The sequence below is a fragment of the Streptomyces sp. DSM 116793 genome (genome assembly GCF_057320905.1).
Window position 1 is genome coordinate 1,784,270 of record NZ_CM170494.1, and the last position, 16,763, is coordinate 1,801,032.

Here is a 16,763-nt window from a genome sequence, read left to right on the forward strand (position 1 = left end):
GCGGGGAACGCGACCGTGCGGCGTCCGGCGAGGGGAGGCCGGGCCGCGGGGCGGGGCCGGACCAGGGGAGCGGGGCCGGGCCTCGGAAGCCGGGTGACGCTGGTGGGGCGGAACCGGCCGCGGCCGGGTGGGGATCACGGCCGCGGCCGGGCGAGGGCGAGGTCGCGCCGGGCCCGCCACCGGCCGCCTCCGGCGGCGCGGGCCCGGCCCGGCGCGCTCGTCAGCGGACGGTGCAGGTGGGGATGGGAGCCGTGTTGCCTCCCGAGTAGCTGCCCTGGAAGCCGAACGAGGCGCTGGCGCCGGGCGCGAGGCTGCCGTTGTGGGCGGCGTTCTGCGCGGTCACGGACTGGCCGGACTGCGTGACGGTGGCGTTCCAGGAGTTGGTGACCTTCTGGCTGCCCGCCCAGCTCCACGCCACCTGCCAGGCCGGCAGCGAGGCGGTGGAGGTGTTGGTGAGGGTGACGGTCGCGGTGAAGCCGCCGCCCCAGTCGTTGTCGACGTGGTAGACGGCCGTGCAGGCGCCGCTGCCGCCGCCCCCGCCGCCCGGGGAGGCCGTGGTGGCGGTGGCGGAGCCGGAGGCCGGGGAGGTGTTGCCGGCCGCGTCCCGCGCCCTGACGGTGTACGTGTAGGCGGTGGCCGCCGTGAGGCCGGTGTCGGTGAACGTGGTCGTGGTGGACGTGCCCACCTGGGTGCCGCCCCGGTACACGAGGTAGCCCGCGACGCCGACGTTGTCGCTCGCCGCCGTCCACGACAGCGAAGCGCTGGCGGCGGTGGTGCCGGTGACCCGCAGCCCGGTCGGCGCGGTGGGCGCCTGGGTGTCCGTGCCACCGCCGCCACCGCCGCCGTTCACCGGCGGATAGGCGTTGGCGAGGAGTTGCCGGAACTGCGCCGAGAACCAGTGCCCTGCCAGCGGCGAGTCGGGGAGGGCACCGGTCGAGCTGTTGCCGTTGCGTGCGTTGCCCCCGTACGTCGGGTCGCACATCTGGTCGAAGCCCTTGCCCTCGTCGTTGTCGATGGCCTCGCTCGCGCCGTCGGACTCACCCGGCGGCTTGATCCACACATAGGCGTCGATGCCCGCCGCCGGCGCCACGGTCGGCCGCTCCCCCAGGCCCGCACCGGACTGGTTGCACCAGTTGCCGGGGTGGGTGCGGCGGTCGATGCGGCCGCCGTCCACATAGGAGTCGACGTTGCTGGACGGTCCGGGCCCGGCGGGGCGGGCGGTGCCTCCCCAGCCGTTGCGCGAGGTGTCGATCAGCATGCCGATGCCGGGGTCGAAGCCCGCGGACACCGCGGCGGAGCGCAGGCCCTGCGCGAACGACTGCTCGTCGACGTACTGGTTCCAGTCCACCCACTTCGACTGCCGCACGCTCGCGCCCGCCACCGTGTCGGTCACGGTGAAGTACGGCTCCTTCAGGGCGCTGTAGTTGGCGGTGTTGACGGCGAACCCGGCGACGTCGGCCGGGGTCGCGCCGGAGGTGGTGGCCGCCTTGTGGGCCATCTGGGCGAACGGCACGAGGTTGGTGTCCCAGCCGATCCAGCCGTGGTGCCCGGCGTCGATGTAGTTGTAGACGTTGGGGATGTCGCCGAGGGTGGCCAGCGCGTAGCCGACGCCGTTGACGTAGTTGCCGTTCTGCAGCATCTGAGCGCAGGCGGCCGTGGCGCCCGCCTGGCCGCTCGCGTTGGTGACCAGGTTCGGCAGCGAGTCGGGCTCGATCACCGTCACGATCCGCAGGTTGGCGTACGCGGGGTCGGAGAGGATGTCGGCGATCGGGTCGATGTAGTCGTGCTCGTAGGCGGTCAGGTCGTCGGGGCCCAGCTCGCCGTTGGAGGCGAGGGCGGCGCAGTCCCGGCCCGGCAGGTCGTAGACGACGAGCTGCACCAGGTCGGCGCCCTGGCTCCGGGCGGCGTCCAGGTGGTCGCGCAGGCCCATGCCGCCGTTCACGCCCTCGATCGCGGCGATGCGGTCCAGCCAGACGTAGGTCGGCTCCTTGGAGACCGCGCTCCCGCCGGGCTCCGCGGCGGCGTGGGTCGACCACTCCGGATTCACGTACGCCTTCGCGCCGGCGTACGGGTTGTCCACGCGGGCCGCGGCGGCGTGCTCCGCCGCGCTCGCCGGCCCCGACGCCACGGTGAGCGCCGCGCCGACGAATAACGCCGACCCCAGGGCCAGCGCCTGCCAACGTCTCTTCCAGTGCATGGTGGTGTCCTTTCTCGCCCGGCCGGTCGGACCGGAGAAGGATCGATGCAGCAACCGCACCCTCGCCCAGCGGCACGGCGTCGGTGCGGGCGAACAGGGGCTCTGGCGCACGCCCCACGGGACGGCACCCCCGGCCCCAGCAGAGTGGAGGCGGGGCTTGGGAGCGCTCCCATGTGAAGCTAACAGTCCGACCACCCCGCCGGATAGAGCGGCGTTCACACTTTCTCCACCCGCATTCACACCAGGTTGGGGGCGGCTCGGGGCGCGGACGGCGCGCCTGACGCGGGGACGGCGTGCGTGGCGGGCGGCGGGCGTGGCGGGCGGACGGCGTGCGTGGCGGGCGCGCGGTGGACGTGGCGGGCGCGCGGTAGACATGGCGGGCGCGCGGTGGACATGGCACGCGGGGACGGGAACCGGACCTATGGGCCGGACCGTTGATCTACAGTGCCCACGACCGCCATCCGCCAGCGGGCGCCATCCGCCAGCGGGCGACACGAGAGGAATCGAGGTTATGCCGCCGGAGACGTTCGAGTTCCAAGTAGAGGCGCGCCAGCTCCTGCAGATGATGATCCATTCGATCTACTCGAACAAGGACGTCTTCCTGCGTGAGCTCATCTCCAACGCCTCCGACGCGCTGGACAAGCTGCGCCTCGAAGCACTCCGCGACGAGACGCCGGGCGCCGATGTGTCCGACCTCCACATCGCCATCGAGGCCGACAAGGAGGCCCGCACCCTGACGGTGCGGGACAACGGCATCGGCATGTCGTACGACGAGGTGGTCAAGCTCATCGGGACCATCGCGAACTCCGGCACGGCCGCCTTCCTGAAGGAGCTGCGGGAGGCCAAGGACGCCGCGTCCGCGGAGGGCCTGATCGGTCAGTTCGGTGTCGGCTTCTACGCCAGCTTCATGGTGGCCGACGAGGTCACCCTGCTGACCCGCCGCGCCGGCGAGAGCAGCGGCACGCGCTGGTCGTCCAGCGGCGAGGGCACCTACACGATCGAGCGGGTCGACGACCTCCCGCAGGGCACGTCCGTCACCCTCGCGCTCAAGCCGGTGGACGCCGAGGACCAGCTCTTCGACTACACCTCGCCCTGGAAGATCAGGGAGATCGTCAAGCGCTACTCGGACTTCATCACCTGGCCCATCAGGATGGCCGCGGAGCCCGCCGGGCCCAAGGAGGGCGAGGAGGGCACGGAGGGCGGCGAGAGCGCGCCGCCGGAGCCCGAGACGATCAACTCCATGAAGGCCCTGTGGGCCCGCTCCCGTGACGAGGTGAGCGACGACGAGTACCACGAGCTGTACAAGCACATCAGCCACGACTGGAACGACCCGCTTGAGACCATCCGCATGCAGGCGGAGGGCACCTTCGAGTACCAGGCCCTGCTCTTCCTGCCCTCCCGGGCGCCGGGTGACCTCTTCACACGGGGCCACAAGCGCGGTGTGCAGCTCTATGTGAAGCGCGTCTTCATCATGGACGACTGCGAGGCGCTGATGCCCGAGTACCTGCGCTTCGTGAAGGGCGTCGTGGACGCGGCGGACCTCTCGTTGAACGTCTCCCGGGAGATCCTCCAGCAGGACCGCCAGATCGAGCTGATGCGCCGGCGGCTGGCGAAGAAGGTGCTGTCCACCGTCAAGGACATGATGTCCGCGCGCCCGGAGCAGTACGCGACGTTCTGGCGGGAGTTCGGCCGGGTCCTCAAGGAGGGGCTCCTCAGCGACTTCGAGAACAAGGACGCGATCCTCGCGGTCTCCTCGTTCGCCACGACCCATGACGCCGAGCAGCCGACCACCCTCCAGGAGTACGTCTCCCGTATGAAAGAGGGCCAGCAGCACATCTACTTCATGACGGGCGAGTCCCGCGCGGCCATCGAGAACTCACCGCACATGGAGGCCTTCCGGGACCGGGGCCTGGAGGTCCTGCTGCTGACGGACCCGGTGGACGAGGTCTGGGTGGATGCCGTGCCCGAGTTCGACGGCAAGCAGTTGCGGTCCATCGCCAAGGGCGAGGCCGACCTCGGTGCGGAGGACGAGGAGGGCGACGCCAAGGCGGAGCGCGAGAAGCAGCGCGAGGAGTACGCGGAGCTGCTGTCGTGGATGACCAAGCAGCTGTCCGAGGAGGTGAAGGAGGTCCGCCTCTCCTCCCGGCTCACGGTCTCCCCTGCCTGCATCGTCTCCGACACCCACGATGTGACGCCCGCGCTGCAGAGCATGTACCGGGCCATGGGCCAGGACGTGCCCCACGTCAAGCGCATCCTGGAGCTCAACCCCGGGCACGCCCTGGTCACCGGCCTGCGCACGGCCCACGCCGAGCGCGCCGAGGATCCCGCCCTGGGCGAGACGGCCGAGTTGCTGTACGCGCTGGCGCTGCTCGCCGAGGGGGGTGAGCTACCCGATCCGGCGCGCTTCACCAAGCTCATGGCGGACCGCCTGGAGCGCACGCTGTAGCGCCGGGTGCTCCGGCGCCGTGTGGGGCGCGCCCTGGTGCCGCCCCACACAGGCCTCCCGCCGGGGCACCACCGTGCCGCCCGCACAGGGTCCCCGGCGCGGCGGCGACGAGCCGCACCGGCGTCACCGCCGCACGTCACCGGCACGTGCCGAGGCACGGAACCGCGTCAGACATTCGTAAGGAATGCACCCTGATCCCGCGCAGACCCCCGCAGTACGCTTTTCTGCATCGGATCACCGCCGAACCCGCGGGAGCAGCCATGGAAGCGCGCAATGAACGTCAGGCCCGTCCCGGGGGCCCCGAGCCGCGCGACGAGGCGGCCGCGATCAGGGCGGCGCGTTTCGGAAAGCTGCCCCGCCGTGTCGAGCCGTCCGACATGGTCGAGGAGACCCCGGCGGAGGCGCCGCACGACCCGGAGTTCGGCCGCAATCCGGAGAACGACTGGATGATCCGCTACTCCGCCGGATGATCCGCTACTCCGCCGGATGAGGCGCCGCTCCGGCTGACACGGCGTGTGCCGCGCGGTACCCGGCCGGTGCGAGCCGGGTACCGCGCGGCCCCCGGGTTCATGGCTTGACGGCCACGCCCGACCAGAGGCTGATCTCCGCGTCGGCGGGCTCCTCGGCCGGCCCGGCGCCCGGTGCCACGGGGACGGCGCCAGCGATGGCACACCACGACGCCGGGCTCCAGCAGGTCGAGGCCGTCGAAGAAGCGCCGGACCTCGTTCCTGGTGCGGAACCGCACGGGCGTACCGCCGGTGACGTAGATCTGCTCGACCTCCGCCAGGGTCTCGGGGTCGAAGTCGGGGGTGCCATGGGTCAGTGCCAGGGCGCTGCCCGACGGCAGGGCGTCCATCAGTTGCCCGACGATCCCGTACGGGTCCCGGTCGTCGGGGAGGAAGTGCAGCAGGGCGTTCAGGGAGAGTGCGACGGGCTGTGCGAGGTCGAGCACCCGGGAGAGCTCCGGGGCGTTCAGGAGCGCGCCGGGGTCGGACACGTCCGCGTGGAGGTAGGCGGTGCGGCCCTCGGGCGCGCCCCGCAGCAGGGTCTCGGCGTAGCTGAGCACGAGGGGGTCGTGGTCGGCGTAGACGACCCTGGCCTCGGGGGTGACCCCCTGGGCGACCTGGTGGAGGTTGGGCTCGGTCGGGATGCCCGAGCCGAGGTCGAGCCACTGCCGGATCCCGTGCTCACGCGCGAGGACGCGGGTGGCCCGGTGCATGAACGCCCGGTTGTGCCGGACGCAGACGAAGACCCCGGTCCAGGCCTGGGCGACCCCCTCCGCGGCCGCCCTGTCGACGTCGAAGTGGCTCCTGCCCCCCAGGTAGTAGTCGTACATCCGGGCCGAGTGCGGCCTGCCGGTGTCGATGTCCCCCACGGCCGGCGAGTCGGCCATCGGTGTCCCCTCTCCGTGCTCTGCCGTGACGTGCGGGTGCCATGCTCTGCCATGCCAGGCACGGCAGGACGCGGCAGGCCCGCGGCGCGCCCGGTGGGTGCGCGGGTCAGCCGGCCGTCAGGTGATCGGCGAGCCCGTTCTTGACCCCGGTGACGAACGCGGTCATCTCCTCCACCGTGTAGATCAGCGCGGGGCCGGCGGGGTCGGTCGACTGCCGGATCGCCACCCGGCCGTCGGGGAGCCGCTTCGTCTCCACGCACTGACCGCCCGTGGGGCCGCTCCAGGGGCACTCCCAGTCGTGCTCGCCGAGGTCCATGGCCGGCATGCCGTTGTAGATGCCGCCTTTGTCGATCGTCATGAGTACTCCTTGCGCATGCGGGTCGAGAAGGCCTCGCTCTCCTTGGCCGGGGTGAGCGGGGACATCGGGACGCGGCGGGCGGCACCGCCCGTGCGTATGCGTGGGTCCGAGCAGGCCCGGGACGGGGTGCGGCCACCCTGGACGCACGGGTGCCCGGGCACGTGTGCAGGCTTCGGCAACAGCCGTCACTCCTGAGTGGCTGTCACCCGTTCGAGTCTGTCAGGTACTTGCTGATGACACCAGACCGATACGGGCTTGCTGAAATTATCAGGAGGGAGCTTGCAGGTTGATTGCGGCAGCAAGCATAGTGGCAATGTGACCGATCTCTTCGAGAGCCATGTCAACGGCAACTGCCCTGCCGCAAGCGGAACATGGCGCGCACCCACGACCGAGGTCGGCCGCCCGCTCCTGCGCCACCCGAGCCCCGCCGCGGCCCCCGACACCGCTCCCATGGCTCGGCCCCCACTCCCCCTCGCACCACCCGTCCCCCGGCGGAAGGCGACAACCGTGCCCCCTCTCACCTCCCTCCCCTGCCCCCAGCTCCTGGGCGGTGACCGCACGGACCGGGTCCACTGGCTCGAACTCCCGGCCGTCCAGGCCGGAGTCCGTGAGGCCCGCCGTACGATCGGCGACAAGCTGCGCGCGTGGCGACTGCCCGAGAGGGTGCTCGACGACGCGATACTGATCGTCTCCGAGCTGGTCACCAACGCGGTCTGCCACACCCCAAGCGCCCGGATACTGTGCTGTGTCGGGCTCACCACGGACCGCCTCGTCCACCTGGAGGTGCACGACCACGGCAGCACGCCGTGCAGCGTGCTGCCGTGCCGTCCCGACTTCGACGAGGAAAACGGACGCGGCCTGCTGCTCGTGGAGCACATCGCCAAGGAGTGGGGAGTCGAGCCCTCCGCATTCACGCGCGGGAACACCGTCTGGGCGGCCCTCGCGAGCGGTCTCTCCCCGTTCGGCGTGGTCCCGTATCCGTCCTGAGGTCCGGCCGACCGTGTGATCTCCGTCCCCGGTCCCTCGTCAAGGAACGGATTTCGGTCAGCTCCGTGAAGACTTGGTAGCCGAGTGAAGGCTTTGTACAACGACACGCGGAGCACCGGAAACCGGGAAGAAAACCGCGCCGTCCATTGATGATGCACGTGGCAAGTCCACGGTGCACAGGCCGAGCGGCATGCGCGCAGCGTCAATGGAGGATCGGAATATGGACACGGCCAAGCGCCGGGTCGTCGTCATAGGCGGCGGATACGCAGGGGTCAAGGTGGCCCGGGAACTGGACGACTTCGCGGACGTCACACTGATCGACGGCAAGGAGGTCTTCTTCCACCGGATCGCCTCCCTGCGGGCGAGCGTCGACGAGTCCTGGACGACCGCGCCGTTCATCCCCTACAACTCACTGCTCCAGCACGGCAGGACGGTGCTGAACAAGGCCGTGGGCATCCGGACCGCCGAGCGTCTCGTGGTGCTGCAGAGCGGGCACCAGGTCCCCTACGACGTCCTGGTCATCGCCACCGGTGCCGACTACCAGGAGCCCGCGCGGTTCACGGGGACCACGGTGGCACAGGCCGCGGAGGCCTTCCACGCCCACCAGTTCCGCGCCGCCCGCGCCCGCACCGTCCTCATCGTGGGCGGCGGCCCCTCCGGCGTGGAGCTCGCCGCGGAGCTGCGCCGGGTCCGGCCCGAGGCGCGGGTGACCCTCGCGCACTCCGGCCCCTTCCTGCTCTCCAGAACCCAGAGCCGCAGACTCGGCCGCCGGGCGCTCTCCTGGCTCGAGAAGCACGATGTCCGGGTCCACCTGCGGACCGTGATCGCCTACACCGGCGGCGGTTCCAGCAGCCTCCGGGACCAGAACGGGACGCCGTTCGACGCCGAGGTCGTCTTCTGGACCACCGGCACCACCCCCAACACCCTGTGGCTGCGCCTGGCCGGGCGCGGCGACTGGCTGGACGCCGACGGCCGGGTGAAGGTGGACGACCACCTGAGGGTCCTCGGCCGGCAGGACGTCTTCGCCGTGGGCGACGTCAACGACGTGTCCGAGGCCAAGCTCTCCCCCACCGCCATGGCCCAGGGCTCGGCGGCGGCCCACAACATCCGCACCTACCTCGACCGCGGCGGCCGGCACGCCGGCGAGTACCGCGCCTACAGGCCCGCCCCGCTGCGGGCGTTCTCCGTGCCCTTCGGCCCGGAGGCCGGAGCCACCCTCTTCCCCATCCTGGGGCGTGGCAGCGCCATCCTCGGGGACCGTGCGACGGCCGCCATCAAGAGCAGGACCCTCGCCCTGCCGTACGCGAACGACCTGCTGAACCGCCCCCGCACCTGAGACCCCGCCCGCGCCCGGCCCGGCTCGGCTCGGCTTGCCCCGGCCCGTGGCGAGTGCGCGGGACGACGTGTGCCGCCCGCGGGCGGCCGCGGTACGTACGCGGACGGCGGTGTGAGCACGCGGACGGTCGTGCGAGGACACGGACGGCGGCGTGAGCACGCGAACAGCCGTGGGCGCACGAATGGGACGGCCGTGGGCGTGCGAGCCGGGCGACCGGTGCCTGGGCGAGCCGGGCGACCGGTGCGTGCGTGCGCGGGACCACCAGTGTGGGCGTGCGCGGGACCACCAGTGTGGGCGTGCGCGGGACGACCACAGGACGAAGGAGAGCCGACATGGCGGGTGACGACGACATCTCCGGGTGATCCCGGAAGGTGATCGGCCACCGGCGGGCGCCGAGGAGCGCCGCCGCCGTGGCCATGTCGTCGTCCCCTGATCCGCCTTCCGGCGGAGTGCAGCCGCACCGGTGCCGCGTCCCGTCCTCCCGGCGGAGCACCGGCGTACGTGGGGCCGCGCCCGCCCGACTCCCGAGGTCTCCCCCATGTCTCACGGCCCCCGCACGTCCCACGTCACCCGTACGTCCCCTGCCCCCCCGGGCGCACGAAGCCGCCCCGGGGCGGGAATCCGCTCTGCTCGCCCGTGATCTCGTCCGCACCCTCGGCACCCGCCGGGTGCTCGACGGCGTCTCGCTCACCGCCGCGCCCGGCCACCGGATCGGCCTCGTCGGTGAGAACGGCGCCGGCAAGTCGACCCTGCTCCGGCTGCTCGCGGGCGTCGACGAGCCGGACTCCGGCACCGTGACACGCCCTGCCGACCTGGGCTTCCCGCACCAGGAGATGCCCCACGACCCCGCGTCGACGCTCGCGGACGTGCTCGACGACGCGCTGCGCGAGGCCCGCGAGGACCTCGGGGAGCTGGAGCGGCTCTCGCTGGCGCTGGCCGGGACCCCGCAGGACTCGCCGGACCACCCAGCCCTGCTCGACGCCTACGGCGAACGACTGGAACGCGCGCAGGCGCGGGAGGCCTGGGACGCCGACCGGCGGGCGGAGATCGTCCTCGCCGGGCTCGGCCTCGGCGGCGTCCCGCACAGGCGGACGCTCGCCTCGCTGTCCGGCGGGCAGCGGGGCAGGCTCGCCCTGGCCGCGCTGTTGGTGCGGCGGCCGGCGGCCCTGCTGCTCGACGAGCCCACCACACCAACCACCTCTCCCCCCGCCTCTGCGACGAACTGGAGGAGGCCCTGACCCCCGGCCCCGGCGCCATCGTCCTCGCCACCCACGACCGCTGGCTCCGCCACCGCTGGTCACAACGCGAACTACACCTGCCCTGACGGCCCCCTTCACCCCCGCCGCGGAGAACCCCGGACGCCGGCATCCGGCCGAACCCCGCCGCGGACCCGAAGCCGGCCGGCGGAAGTGCCCGACCGCCCCCGCGGAACCGCGGGATCACCGCGGCCCCGGAGGCGCCCCCCTCCCGCAGGGGCACCCCCCGTCCGGCAGCGCACCCCCTCCCGTAGCGGCACCCCCGTCCCACAAAGGGCACCCCGCCCCACACCACCCGGCGACCAGCTGCTCGCCGCGCGGCCGCGGCCCGCGCAACCCCGTTCAAGACACCCCCCGCGCCCCCACGCAAGCTGCTCCCATGACTGCACGCGGCTGGTTCCTCTTCGCCCTGATGAGCGTCCTCTGGGGAATCCCCTACCTGATGATCAAAGTGGCGGTCGGGGACATCTCCCCCTCGACCGTCGTCTTCACGCGCTGCGCCCTGGGCGCCGCGCTCCTGCTGCCGTTCGCCCTCCGCCGGGGCGCCCTGCCCCGGGTGGTCCGCGCTCACTGGCGTCCCATGACCGCCTTCGCCTGTGCCGAGATCATCGTCCCCTGGTGGACGCTGACGGACGCGGAACGCCGGCTCTCCAGCTCCACGGCCGGGCTGCTGATCGCCGCCGTGCCGATCCTGGGCGTCGTCCTGGCCCGCCTCTTCGGCGAGCACGAGCGCCTCGACGCCCGCCGCCGCACCGGTCTCGGCCTCGGGCTGGCCGGCGTCGCCGTGCTGACCGCGCCCCACCTCACCGGCGCCGACGCCCGCTCCCTCGCCGAGGTGCTGATCACGGCCGTCGGCTACGCCATCGCCCCGCTGATCGTCGCCCGCCATCTGAAGCCGGTGCCGACGCTCCAGCTGATCGCGCCCTGCCTGACGCTGGCGGCCGTCGTGTACGCACCGGCCGCACTCGTGGACCGCCCGTCCACCGCGCCGCGAGCCGAGGTGTGGGCCTCGCTCGCGGGCCTGGGCGTGTTCTGCACCGCGCTCGCCTTCGTGGCCTTCCTCGAGCTGATACGGGAGACGGGGCCGACCCGCGCGGTGGTCTTCACCTACGTCAACCCGGCCGTGGCCGTCGCGGCGGGTGTCACCCTCCTTAGTGAACCGCTCACTCCGGGCGTCCTCGCGGCCTTCGCGCTCATCCTCCTGGGCTCCTTCCTGGCGACCGCCTCGGCCCGCACCGCCGGCCCGCCCCCGGGCACGGCATCCGCGGGCGTCCGGACACCGCGGGCCGGCGGGGCGGGCCGGGCACGGCGGGTACCATGGACGACACGGCAGACGAGCCGGGCGGACGGCCGCGTGGAGTCTCCCCTCACGGGGCGGCTCCCCGAGGAACGTCCGGGCTCCACAGGGCAGGGTGGTGGCTAACGGCCACCCGGGGTGACCCGCGGGACAGTGCCACAGAAAACAGACCGCCGGGGGCCTCGGTCCCCGGTAAGGGTGAAACGGTGGTGTAAGAGACCACCAGCGCCTGGGGTGACCCAGGCGGCTAGGTAAACCCCACCTGGAGCAAGGTCAAGAGGGAGCACCCCGGTGCTCCTGCGCGGACGATCGAGGGCGGCCCGCCCGAGTCCGCGGGTAGACCGCTTGAGGCCGGTGGCAACACCGGCCCTAGATGGATGGCCGTCGCCCCGACGACCGCGAGGCCGCGGGGCCACAGAACCCGGCGTACAGCCCGACTCGTCTGCCGTTCCTCTTCGTTGTGGCCCCGATCGCCCCTCCCTCGCCCTGATCAGGGCCACAGACCCGTCCATCGGGCGTGCCGCGGTGGGCCCCCCGTGGCGCGGTGCGACTGGGTCGCCCACCGGGCGGACGCACCCGCCCGGAACCCCCCGGCGCCCCTCCCGCCGAAGCCGCGCACACCCCGGACGCGCGTTCACGCCGGAGCCCCACACCCCGATGCCTCCACGGCGACGGGACCTTGACACCCCACCACCCCCCAGAGGACGATCCTGATCACTTGCTGACAACGTTGTCTAAGTCATGTGAAGGCAGGAACCGTGCCAAACCCACACATGCACCGGCCCCGCGCCCGGCGCAGAGCCCTCGCCGGGGTCGCCGTGGCGGCCGTCACGGCGCTCGGGGCCGCACTCGCGGGGGCCGCGCCGGCCTCGGCGTCGGCCGCGCCGGGCAGCCCGGCAGCCGTCAAGGACCCCGTCAGGTACGTCAATCCGCTCATCGGTTCGTCGAACGCCGGCAACACCTACCCCGGCGCCGTCCAGCCGTACGGCATGCTCGCCTGGAGCCCGCAGAACTCCCGGGGCAACCAGGCGGCGACGCCGGCCCCGGGCGGTTACCAGTACGACGCCACGAGGATCCGCGGCTTCAGCCTCACCCACCTCAACGGTGTGGGCTGTTCGGGCGCCAACGGGGACATCCCGATCATGCCGTACGTCGGCACGGTCGACTCCTCGCCCACCGCGGACACCGCCGACAAGACCTACGCCTCCGACTTCTCGCACGCCGACGAGACCGCCGCGGCCGGCTACTACAAGGTCTCTCTGGCCAGCGGGGCGACGGCCGAGCTGACGGCCACACCGCGCACCGGAACCGGCCGGTTCGGCTTCCCCGCGGACAAGCCGGCCAGCATGCTCTTCAGGACGTCGAACTCGGAGAGCGGGTCCACGGACGCCACCGTCCACGTGGACGCGGCGGCCCACACGGTGACCGGCTCCGTGACCGCGGGCAACTTCTGCGGCCCGCAGAGTCCGAACAACCGCCACGACCTCTACACCCTCTACTTCACGGCCCACTTCGACACGCCGTTCGCCGCCTTCGGCACCTGGCAGGACGGCACCCTCGCCCCCGGCTCCGCGTCGGCGTCCGGCGGCACCGGGTACAGCTCGTCAGGAAACCCGGTGGCGGGCAAGGGCTCCGGCGCGTACGTGACGTTCCCCGGCGGGACCAGCACCGTGCAGGCGAAGGTCGCGATCTCCTACGTCAGCGAGGCGAACGCCGAGGCGAACCTGAGGGCGGAGAACCCGCCCCGGCAGAGTTTCTCCGCCACCCGGGCCCAGGCCGAGCGGGCCTGGCGCGGGCAGCTCGGCAAGATCCAGGTGAGCGGCGGCAGCGACGAGACGCGCACGACGTTCTACACCGCGCTCTACCACTCCATGCTGGAGCCCACGCTCACCAGCGACGTCGACGGCCGCTATCTCGGCGCGGACCGGAAACCGCACCGGATCGGCCGCGGCCAGCAGGCGCAGTACGGCACCTTCTCCGGCTGGGACCAGTACCGTGCCCAGGTCCAGCTGATGACCCTGCTGTCGCCCAGGACGGGCAGCGACTACGCGCAGTCGCTGTACAACTATGCCCGGCAGCGCGGTGGGGAGTGGGACCGCTGGCTGCTGGAGAACGGCAAGACGAGCGTGATGTCCGGCGACCCCTCGGACGCGGCGCTCGCCGGTATCTACGCCTTCGGCGGCCATGACTTCGACGTGGACGGCGCCCTCGACTCGCTGGTGAAGGCCGCCACCGTGCCCACCGCCAACGACTCGGACAGCGCGGGCTGCAACGTGGAGTGCGTCGGCCAGCGCCCGGCCCTCGACCAGTACCTGAAGCTCGGCTACGTCCCCGCGGACGGCTGCCACTGCTGGGGCGGCGCGGCCGAGACGCTGGAGGACGCGGCGGCCGACTTCGGCATCTCCGAACTCGCCGCCCAGCGCGGCCGGACGAAGACGGCGGGGGCGTTCCTGGAGCGCTCCAACAACTGGATGAACGTCTTCGACCCGAACGCGACCGAGCACGGCGGCTACATCCGGGACCGCAACGCGGACGGCAGCTGGGCCGGCACCTTCACGCCGGGCACCGGCAGCGGCTTCGTCGAGGGCACCAGCGCCCGTTACACCTGGATGGTCTACTCCGACGTGGCGGGGCTCGCCCGCGCCATGGGCGGCGACGACGCGGCGGCCGGGCGTCTCGACGCGTTCTTCCGCACCCCGGACGGCAGCTTCGACTTCTCGGCGAAGGACGACACCCGCTACGACCCCACCAACGAGCCCGACATCAACGCCCCGTACCTCTACGACTACCTCGGCAAGCCGTACCGGACGCAGGAGACGGTCCGCGCCGAGATGGACCAGCTCTGGACCGACACACCCGGCGGCATCCCCGGCAACGACGACGCCGGAACCATGTCGTCGTGGTACGTGTTCTCGGCCCTCGGCATGTACCCGCAGATCCCGAGCCGCGCCGACATGGTGCTCTCCGCGCCGCTGTTCCCGCACGCGGTGGTGCACACCGGGCACGGCAGGACCATCACCGTCGACGCGCCCGAGGCGTCGGCGGACAACACGTACATCCAGTCACTGCGGATGAACGGCAGGCCGTCCCAGAAGCCCTGGGTGCCCGCGTCGTTCGTCACGCACGGCGGCACGCTCGACTTCACGCTCGGCAGCAAGCCGAACACCTCCTGGGGCAGCGCGAAGGACGACGCGCCACCGTCGTTCCAGCAGGGCGGCGTGCCGTTCTTCACGGGGACGACTCCGGGCACGGTCAAGGCCGAGCCGGGCGGCGCCGCGGTGCACGCCACCGTCAAGGTGCAGTCGCTTCAGGACTCCGCGGCCACCGTCCACTGGACGGCCGACCCGCCGGAAGGGATCACGGTGACGCCCTCCGAGGGTGACATCGCGGTGCCCGCGGGCGGCTCCGCGACGGCGGCGCTGTCGGTCTCCGCGCCCGCCGGGACGGAGCCCGGCTTCTTCACCGTGCCGCTGTCCCTGACGTCGGGCTCGACCGCACTGCCGAAGACGTCCCTCGCGGTGACGCTCGCGCCGGAGAACAGCATGCTGTGGAACCTCAACAGCACCGGCATCTCGGCCGACGACACCGACCCCCGCGCCAACTTCGACGGCGAGGGCTGGAGCTACTCGGCGGCGGCGCTCGCGGCGGCCGGTGCGAAGCCCGGCGGCACGGTGTCGTCCGGCGGGTTCGACTTCGCGTGGCCCGACGTGCGCCTGGGCGACCCGGACAACATCGAGGTGGTGGGGGGCGGACAGGTGCTGGACGTCCAGGCCGACTCCGCCGGCGCCACGGAGCTGAGCTTCCTCGGCAGCGCGGCGGAAGGCCGGGCGAGCGGCACCATCACGCTGACCTACACCGACGGCACCACGCAGCAGGCGACGCTCGGGTTCAGCGACTGGACGCTCGGCGGCGGCACCCAGCAGCCGTCGTTCGGCAACACGGTGGCCCTGCACACCGAGTACCGCGACGCGTCCGGCGGCGGCAGGGACCCGGTGGGCACGGAGATCTTCCAGACCGTGCCCATCCCCCTCAAGGCCGGCGCCCGGCTCGCCAGCGTGGCCCTGCCGGACACCACCGACGGCGGCGTGCTCCACGTCTTCTCCGTCGCGATGTCCTGACACCCCGCACCTCCCGCGCCTACGGCCCCGTCGCGGGGTCGTAGGCGCGTTCTTCGTGTGCCGGGGTGTGCCGGGCCACGGGGCTTCGGCGGCCGCGGCCGTCACTCCCCCGTGGCCCCGCCGGTCAGTGCGGTGACGAGGGTGGCGGCGATGTCGCGGAGCTGGTCGGGCTCGTAGTGGGCGCGTTCCATCACGGCGAGGCCGCGGGTGGTGGTGACCACGAGGCGGGACGCGGCCGGCAGGTCGACGGTGAGGTCGCCGTCGCCGAGCGCGGCCAGGCCGTCGTGCACGACCTTCTCCAGGTCGTCCAGGAAGGTGCGCACCGCGGCCTCGACCTCCGGGACCTCCACACTGGTGTCGACCACCGTCCTGGTGGAGAGGCAGCCGCGCGACGGCGTGCCGGCGGTGAACGTCCGGACGCAGTGGTCGAAGAAGGCCAGCAGCGCCGCGCGTCTGCCGGGCTGCCGCAGCGCCCGCGCGGCCGCTGCGAGGAACTCCTCCGCGTACTCGCGGAAGACCCGCAGGAACATCTGCTCCTTGCCGCCGTAGGCGTGGTACAGGGAGCCGCGCTGGACACCGGTGCCCGCGGCGAGGTCCAGCATGGACGTCGCGCGGTACCCGTGGGTCCCGAAGACCTGGAGAGCACGGCTGAGCACGTCGCGCTCGTCGAATCGGCGTACGCCGGCCACCTGACTCCCTCCACCGGCCCCCTGGCCCCTGTGCTGCCCGGGGCGACCTCACCCACGCGCGCGTCCCGTGCGCTCCGTGCGCTCCGTGCCTGCGCGGCCGACGTCAGCCCGCCGTGGGCGAGGGCCGGCTCAGGCGCCGGAACAGTTCATGGGAGGCGCGCTCCACCCAATTGTGCAGCAGCTTCCCGTCCTCGCTCACCGCCCAGACCGCCGTCCCTGTGAAGGAGATCGGCCGCTGGTCCGGCTCGGTGCCCAGGATGCCGTTGTTCCTGCCGTGTATGCGCCACCGCGAGGCGACCCTGCTCCCGTCGTGGTTCTGGAAGGTCTCCAGCACCTCCAGGTGGAAGTCGTCGACCTGCTTCAGGAACGCTCTGATCCAGGCCTTGAAGTTCTCCCGGCCCTCGATGCGCTCACCGGCGTTGGTGATCACGAAGTCCTCCACCACGAAGTCGTCGACCCTGTCCGGGTCGTGTGCGTTCCACACGTCCCTCCAGAACGCCTCCACGATCTCGGCCGAGTTCGAGTACGCCATGCCTGCCTCCGGTCACTCTGCGCAGCTATGTTTGACAGTGCTGTCAAACATAGCCGGCCGCCGGACCGGATGACAATCCGCCCCGCCCGGGGTGGGAGCGGCTCGGGCGGGGGCGCCGCTCGGGCCATGGGCATCGGCCGGGCGGTGGACGCCG

General features: G+C 72.4%; 9 protein-coding genes, 1 other RNA gene and 3 pseudogenes. 8 read left to right on the plus strand and 5 right to left on the minus strand.

All coding sequences use genetic code 11. The features are described from left to right. Positions 1 to 220: 220 nt before the first annotated feature. On the minus strand, positions 221 to 2,197 hold the full coding sequence (locus ACSMXW_RS07455) for a glycoside hydrolase family 6 protein (protein WP_485804682.1): 1,977 nt from the start codon (positions 2,195 to 2,197) through the stop codon (positions 221 to 223). Positions 2,198 to 2,708: 511 nt separating this feature from the next. Here ACSMXW_RS07455 and htpG point away from each other — a divergent pair. After that, a complete protein-coding gene (htpG, locus tag ACSMXW_RS07460) occupies positions 2,709 to 4,643 on the plus strand; it encodes a molecular chaperone HtpG (RefSeq protein WP_485804683.1) in 1,935 nt (644 codons plus the stop codon). A gap of 260 nt (positions 4,644 to 4,903) precedes the next feature. Further along, positions 4,904 to 5,113: a hypothetical protein gene (locus ACSMXW_RS07465; protein ID WP_485804684.1), complete on the plus strand. Its 210-nt coding sequence runs from the start codon at positions 4,904 to 4,906 to the stop codon at positions 5,111 to 5,113. Positions 5,114 to 5,210: 97 nt separating this feature from the next. Here ACSMXW_RS07465 and ACSMXW_RS07470 read toward each other — a convergent pair. Then, positions 5,211 to 6,036, minus strand: a pseudogene (locus ACSMXW_RS07470) (SAM-dependent methyltransferase). A gap of 106 nt (positions 6,037 to 6,142) precedes the next feature. Then, a complete protein-coding gene (locus ACSMXW_RS07475) occupies positions 6,143 to 6,394 on the minus strand; it encodes a DUF397 domain-containing protein (protein ID WP_485804685.1) in 252 nt (83 codons plus the stop codon). Between the two features lie 507 nt (positions 6,395 to 6,901). On the opposite strand from ACSMXW_RS07475, the gene ACSMXW_RS07480 reads away from it, so the two are divergent. The 6 genes and pseudogenes from ACSMXW_RS07480 to ACSMXW_RS07505 all read left to right on the plus strand — a co-directional run bounded on the left by ACSMXW_RS07480 (position 6,902) and on the right by ACSMXW_RS07505 (position 15,388). Then, the gene (locus ACSMXW_RS07480) at positions 6,902 to 7,381 is read left to right on the plus strand and encodes an ATP-binding protein (protein WP_485804686.1); all 480 of its coding nucleotides are present in this window, start codon (positions 6,902 to 6,904) and stop codon (positions 7,379 to 7,381) included. 220 nt (positions 7,382 to 7,601) lie between these two features. Then, a complete protein-coding gene (locus ACSMXW_RS07485) occupies positions 7,602 to 8,717 on the plus strand; it encodes an NAD(P)/FAD-dependent oxidoreductase (RefSeq protein WP_485804687.1) in 1,116 nt (371 codons plus the stop codon). A 581-nt stretch (positions 8,718 to 9,298) separates the two neighbouring features. Further along, a pseudogene (locus ACSMXW_RS07490) lies at positions 9,299 to 9,996 on the plus strand (ATP-binding cassette domain-containing protein); the annotation flags it as partial. Between the two features lie 419 nt (positions 9,997 to 10,415). Continuing rightward, positions 10,416 to 11,132: pseudogene (locus ACSMXW_RS07495) on the plus strand (DMT family transporter); the annotation flags it as partial. Between the two features lie 175 nt (positions 11,133 to 11,307). Next, positions 11,308 to 11,715: RNase P RNA component class A (gene rnpB / locus ACSMXW_RS07500), an RNA gene on the plus strand. A 328-nt stretch (positions 11,716 to 12,043) separates the two neighbouring features. Then, on the plus strand, positions 12,044 to 15,388 hold the full coding sequence (locus ACSMXW_RS07505) for a GH92 family glycosyl hydrolase (RefSeq protein WP_485807875.1): 3,345 nt from the start codon (positions 12,044 to 12,046) through the stop codon (positions 15,386 to 15,388). A 101-nt stretch (positions 15,389 to 15,489) separates the two neighbouring features. Here the strand turns inward: ACSMXW_RS07505 and ACSMXW_RS07510 are convergent, their stop codons facing one another. After that, a complete protein-coding gene (locus ACSMXW_RS07510; RefSeq protein WP_485804688.1) occupies positions 15,490 to 16,077 on the minus strand; it encodes a TetR/AcrR family transcriptional regulator in 588 nt (195 codons plus the stop codon). Between the two features lie 103 nt (positions 16,078 to 16,180). Beyond that, positions 16,181 to 16,609, minus strand: a complete 429-nt coding sequence (locus tag ACSMXW_RS07515; RefSeq protein WP_485804689.1) for an ester cyclase — start codon at positions 16,607 to 16,609, stop codon at positions 16,181 to 16,183. Between the last annotated feature and the right edge of the window lie 154 nt (positions 16,610 to 16,763).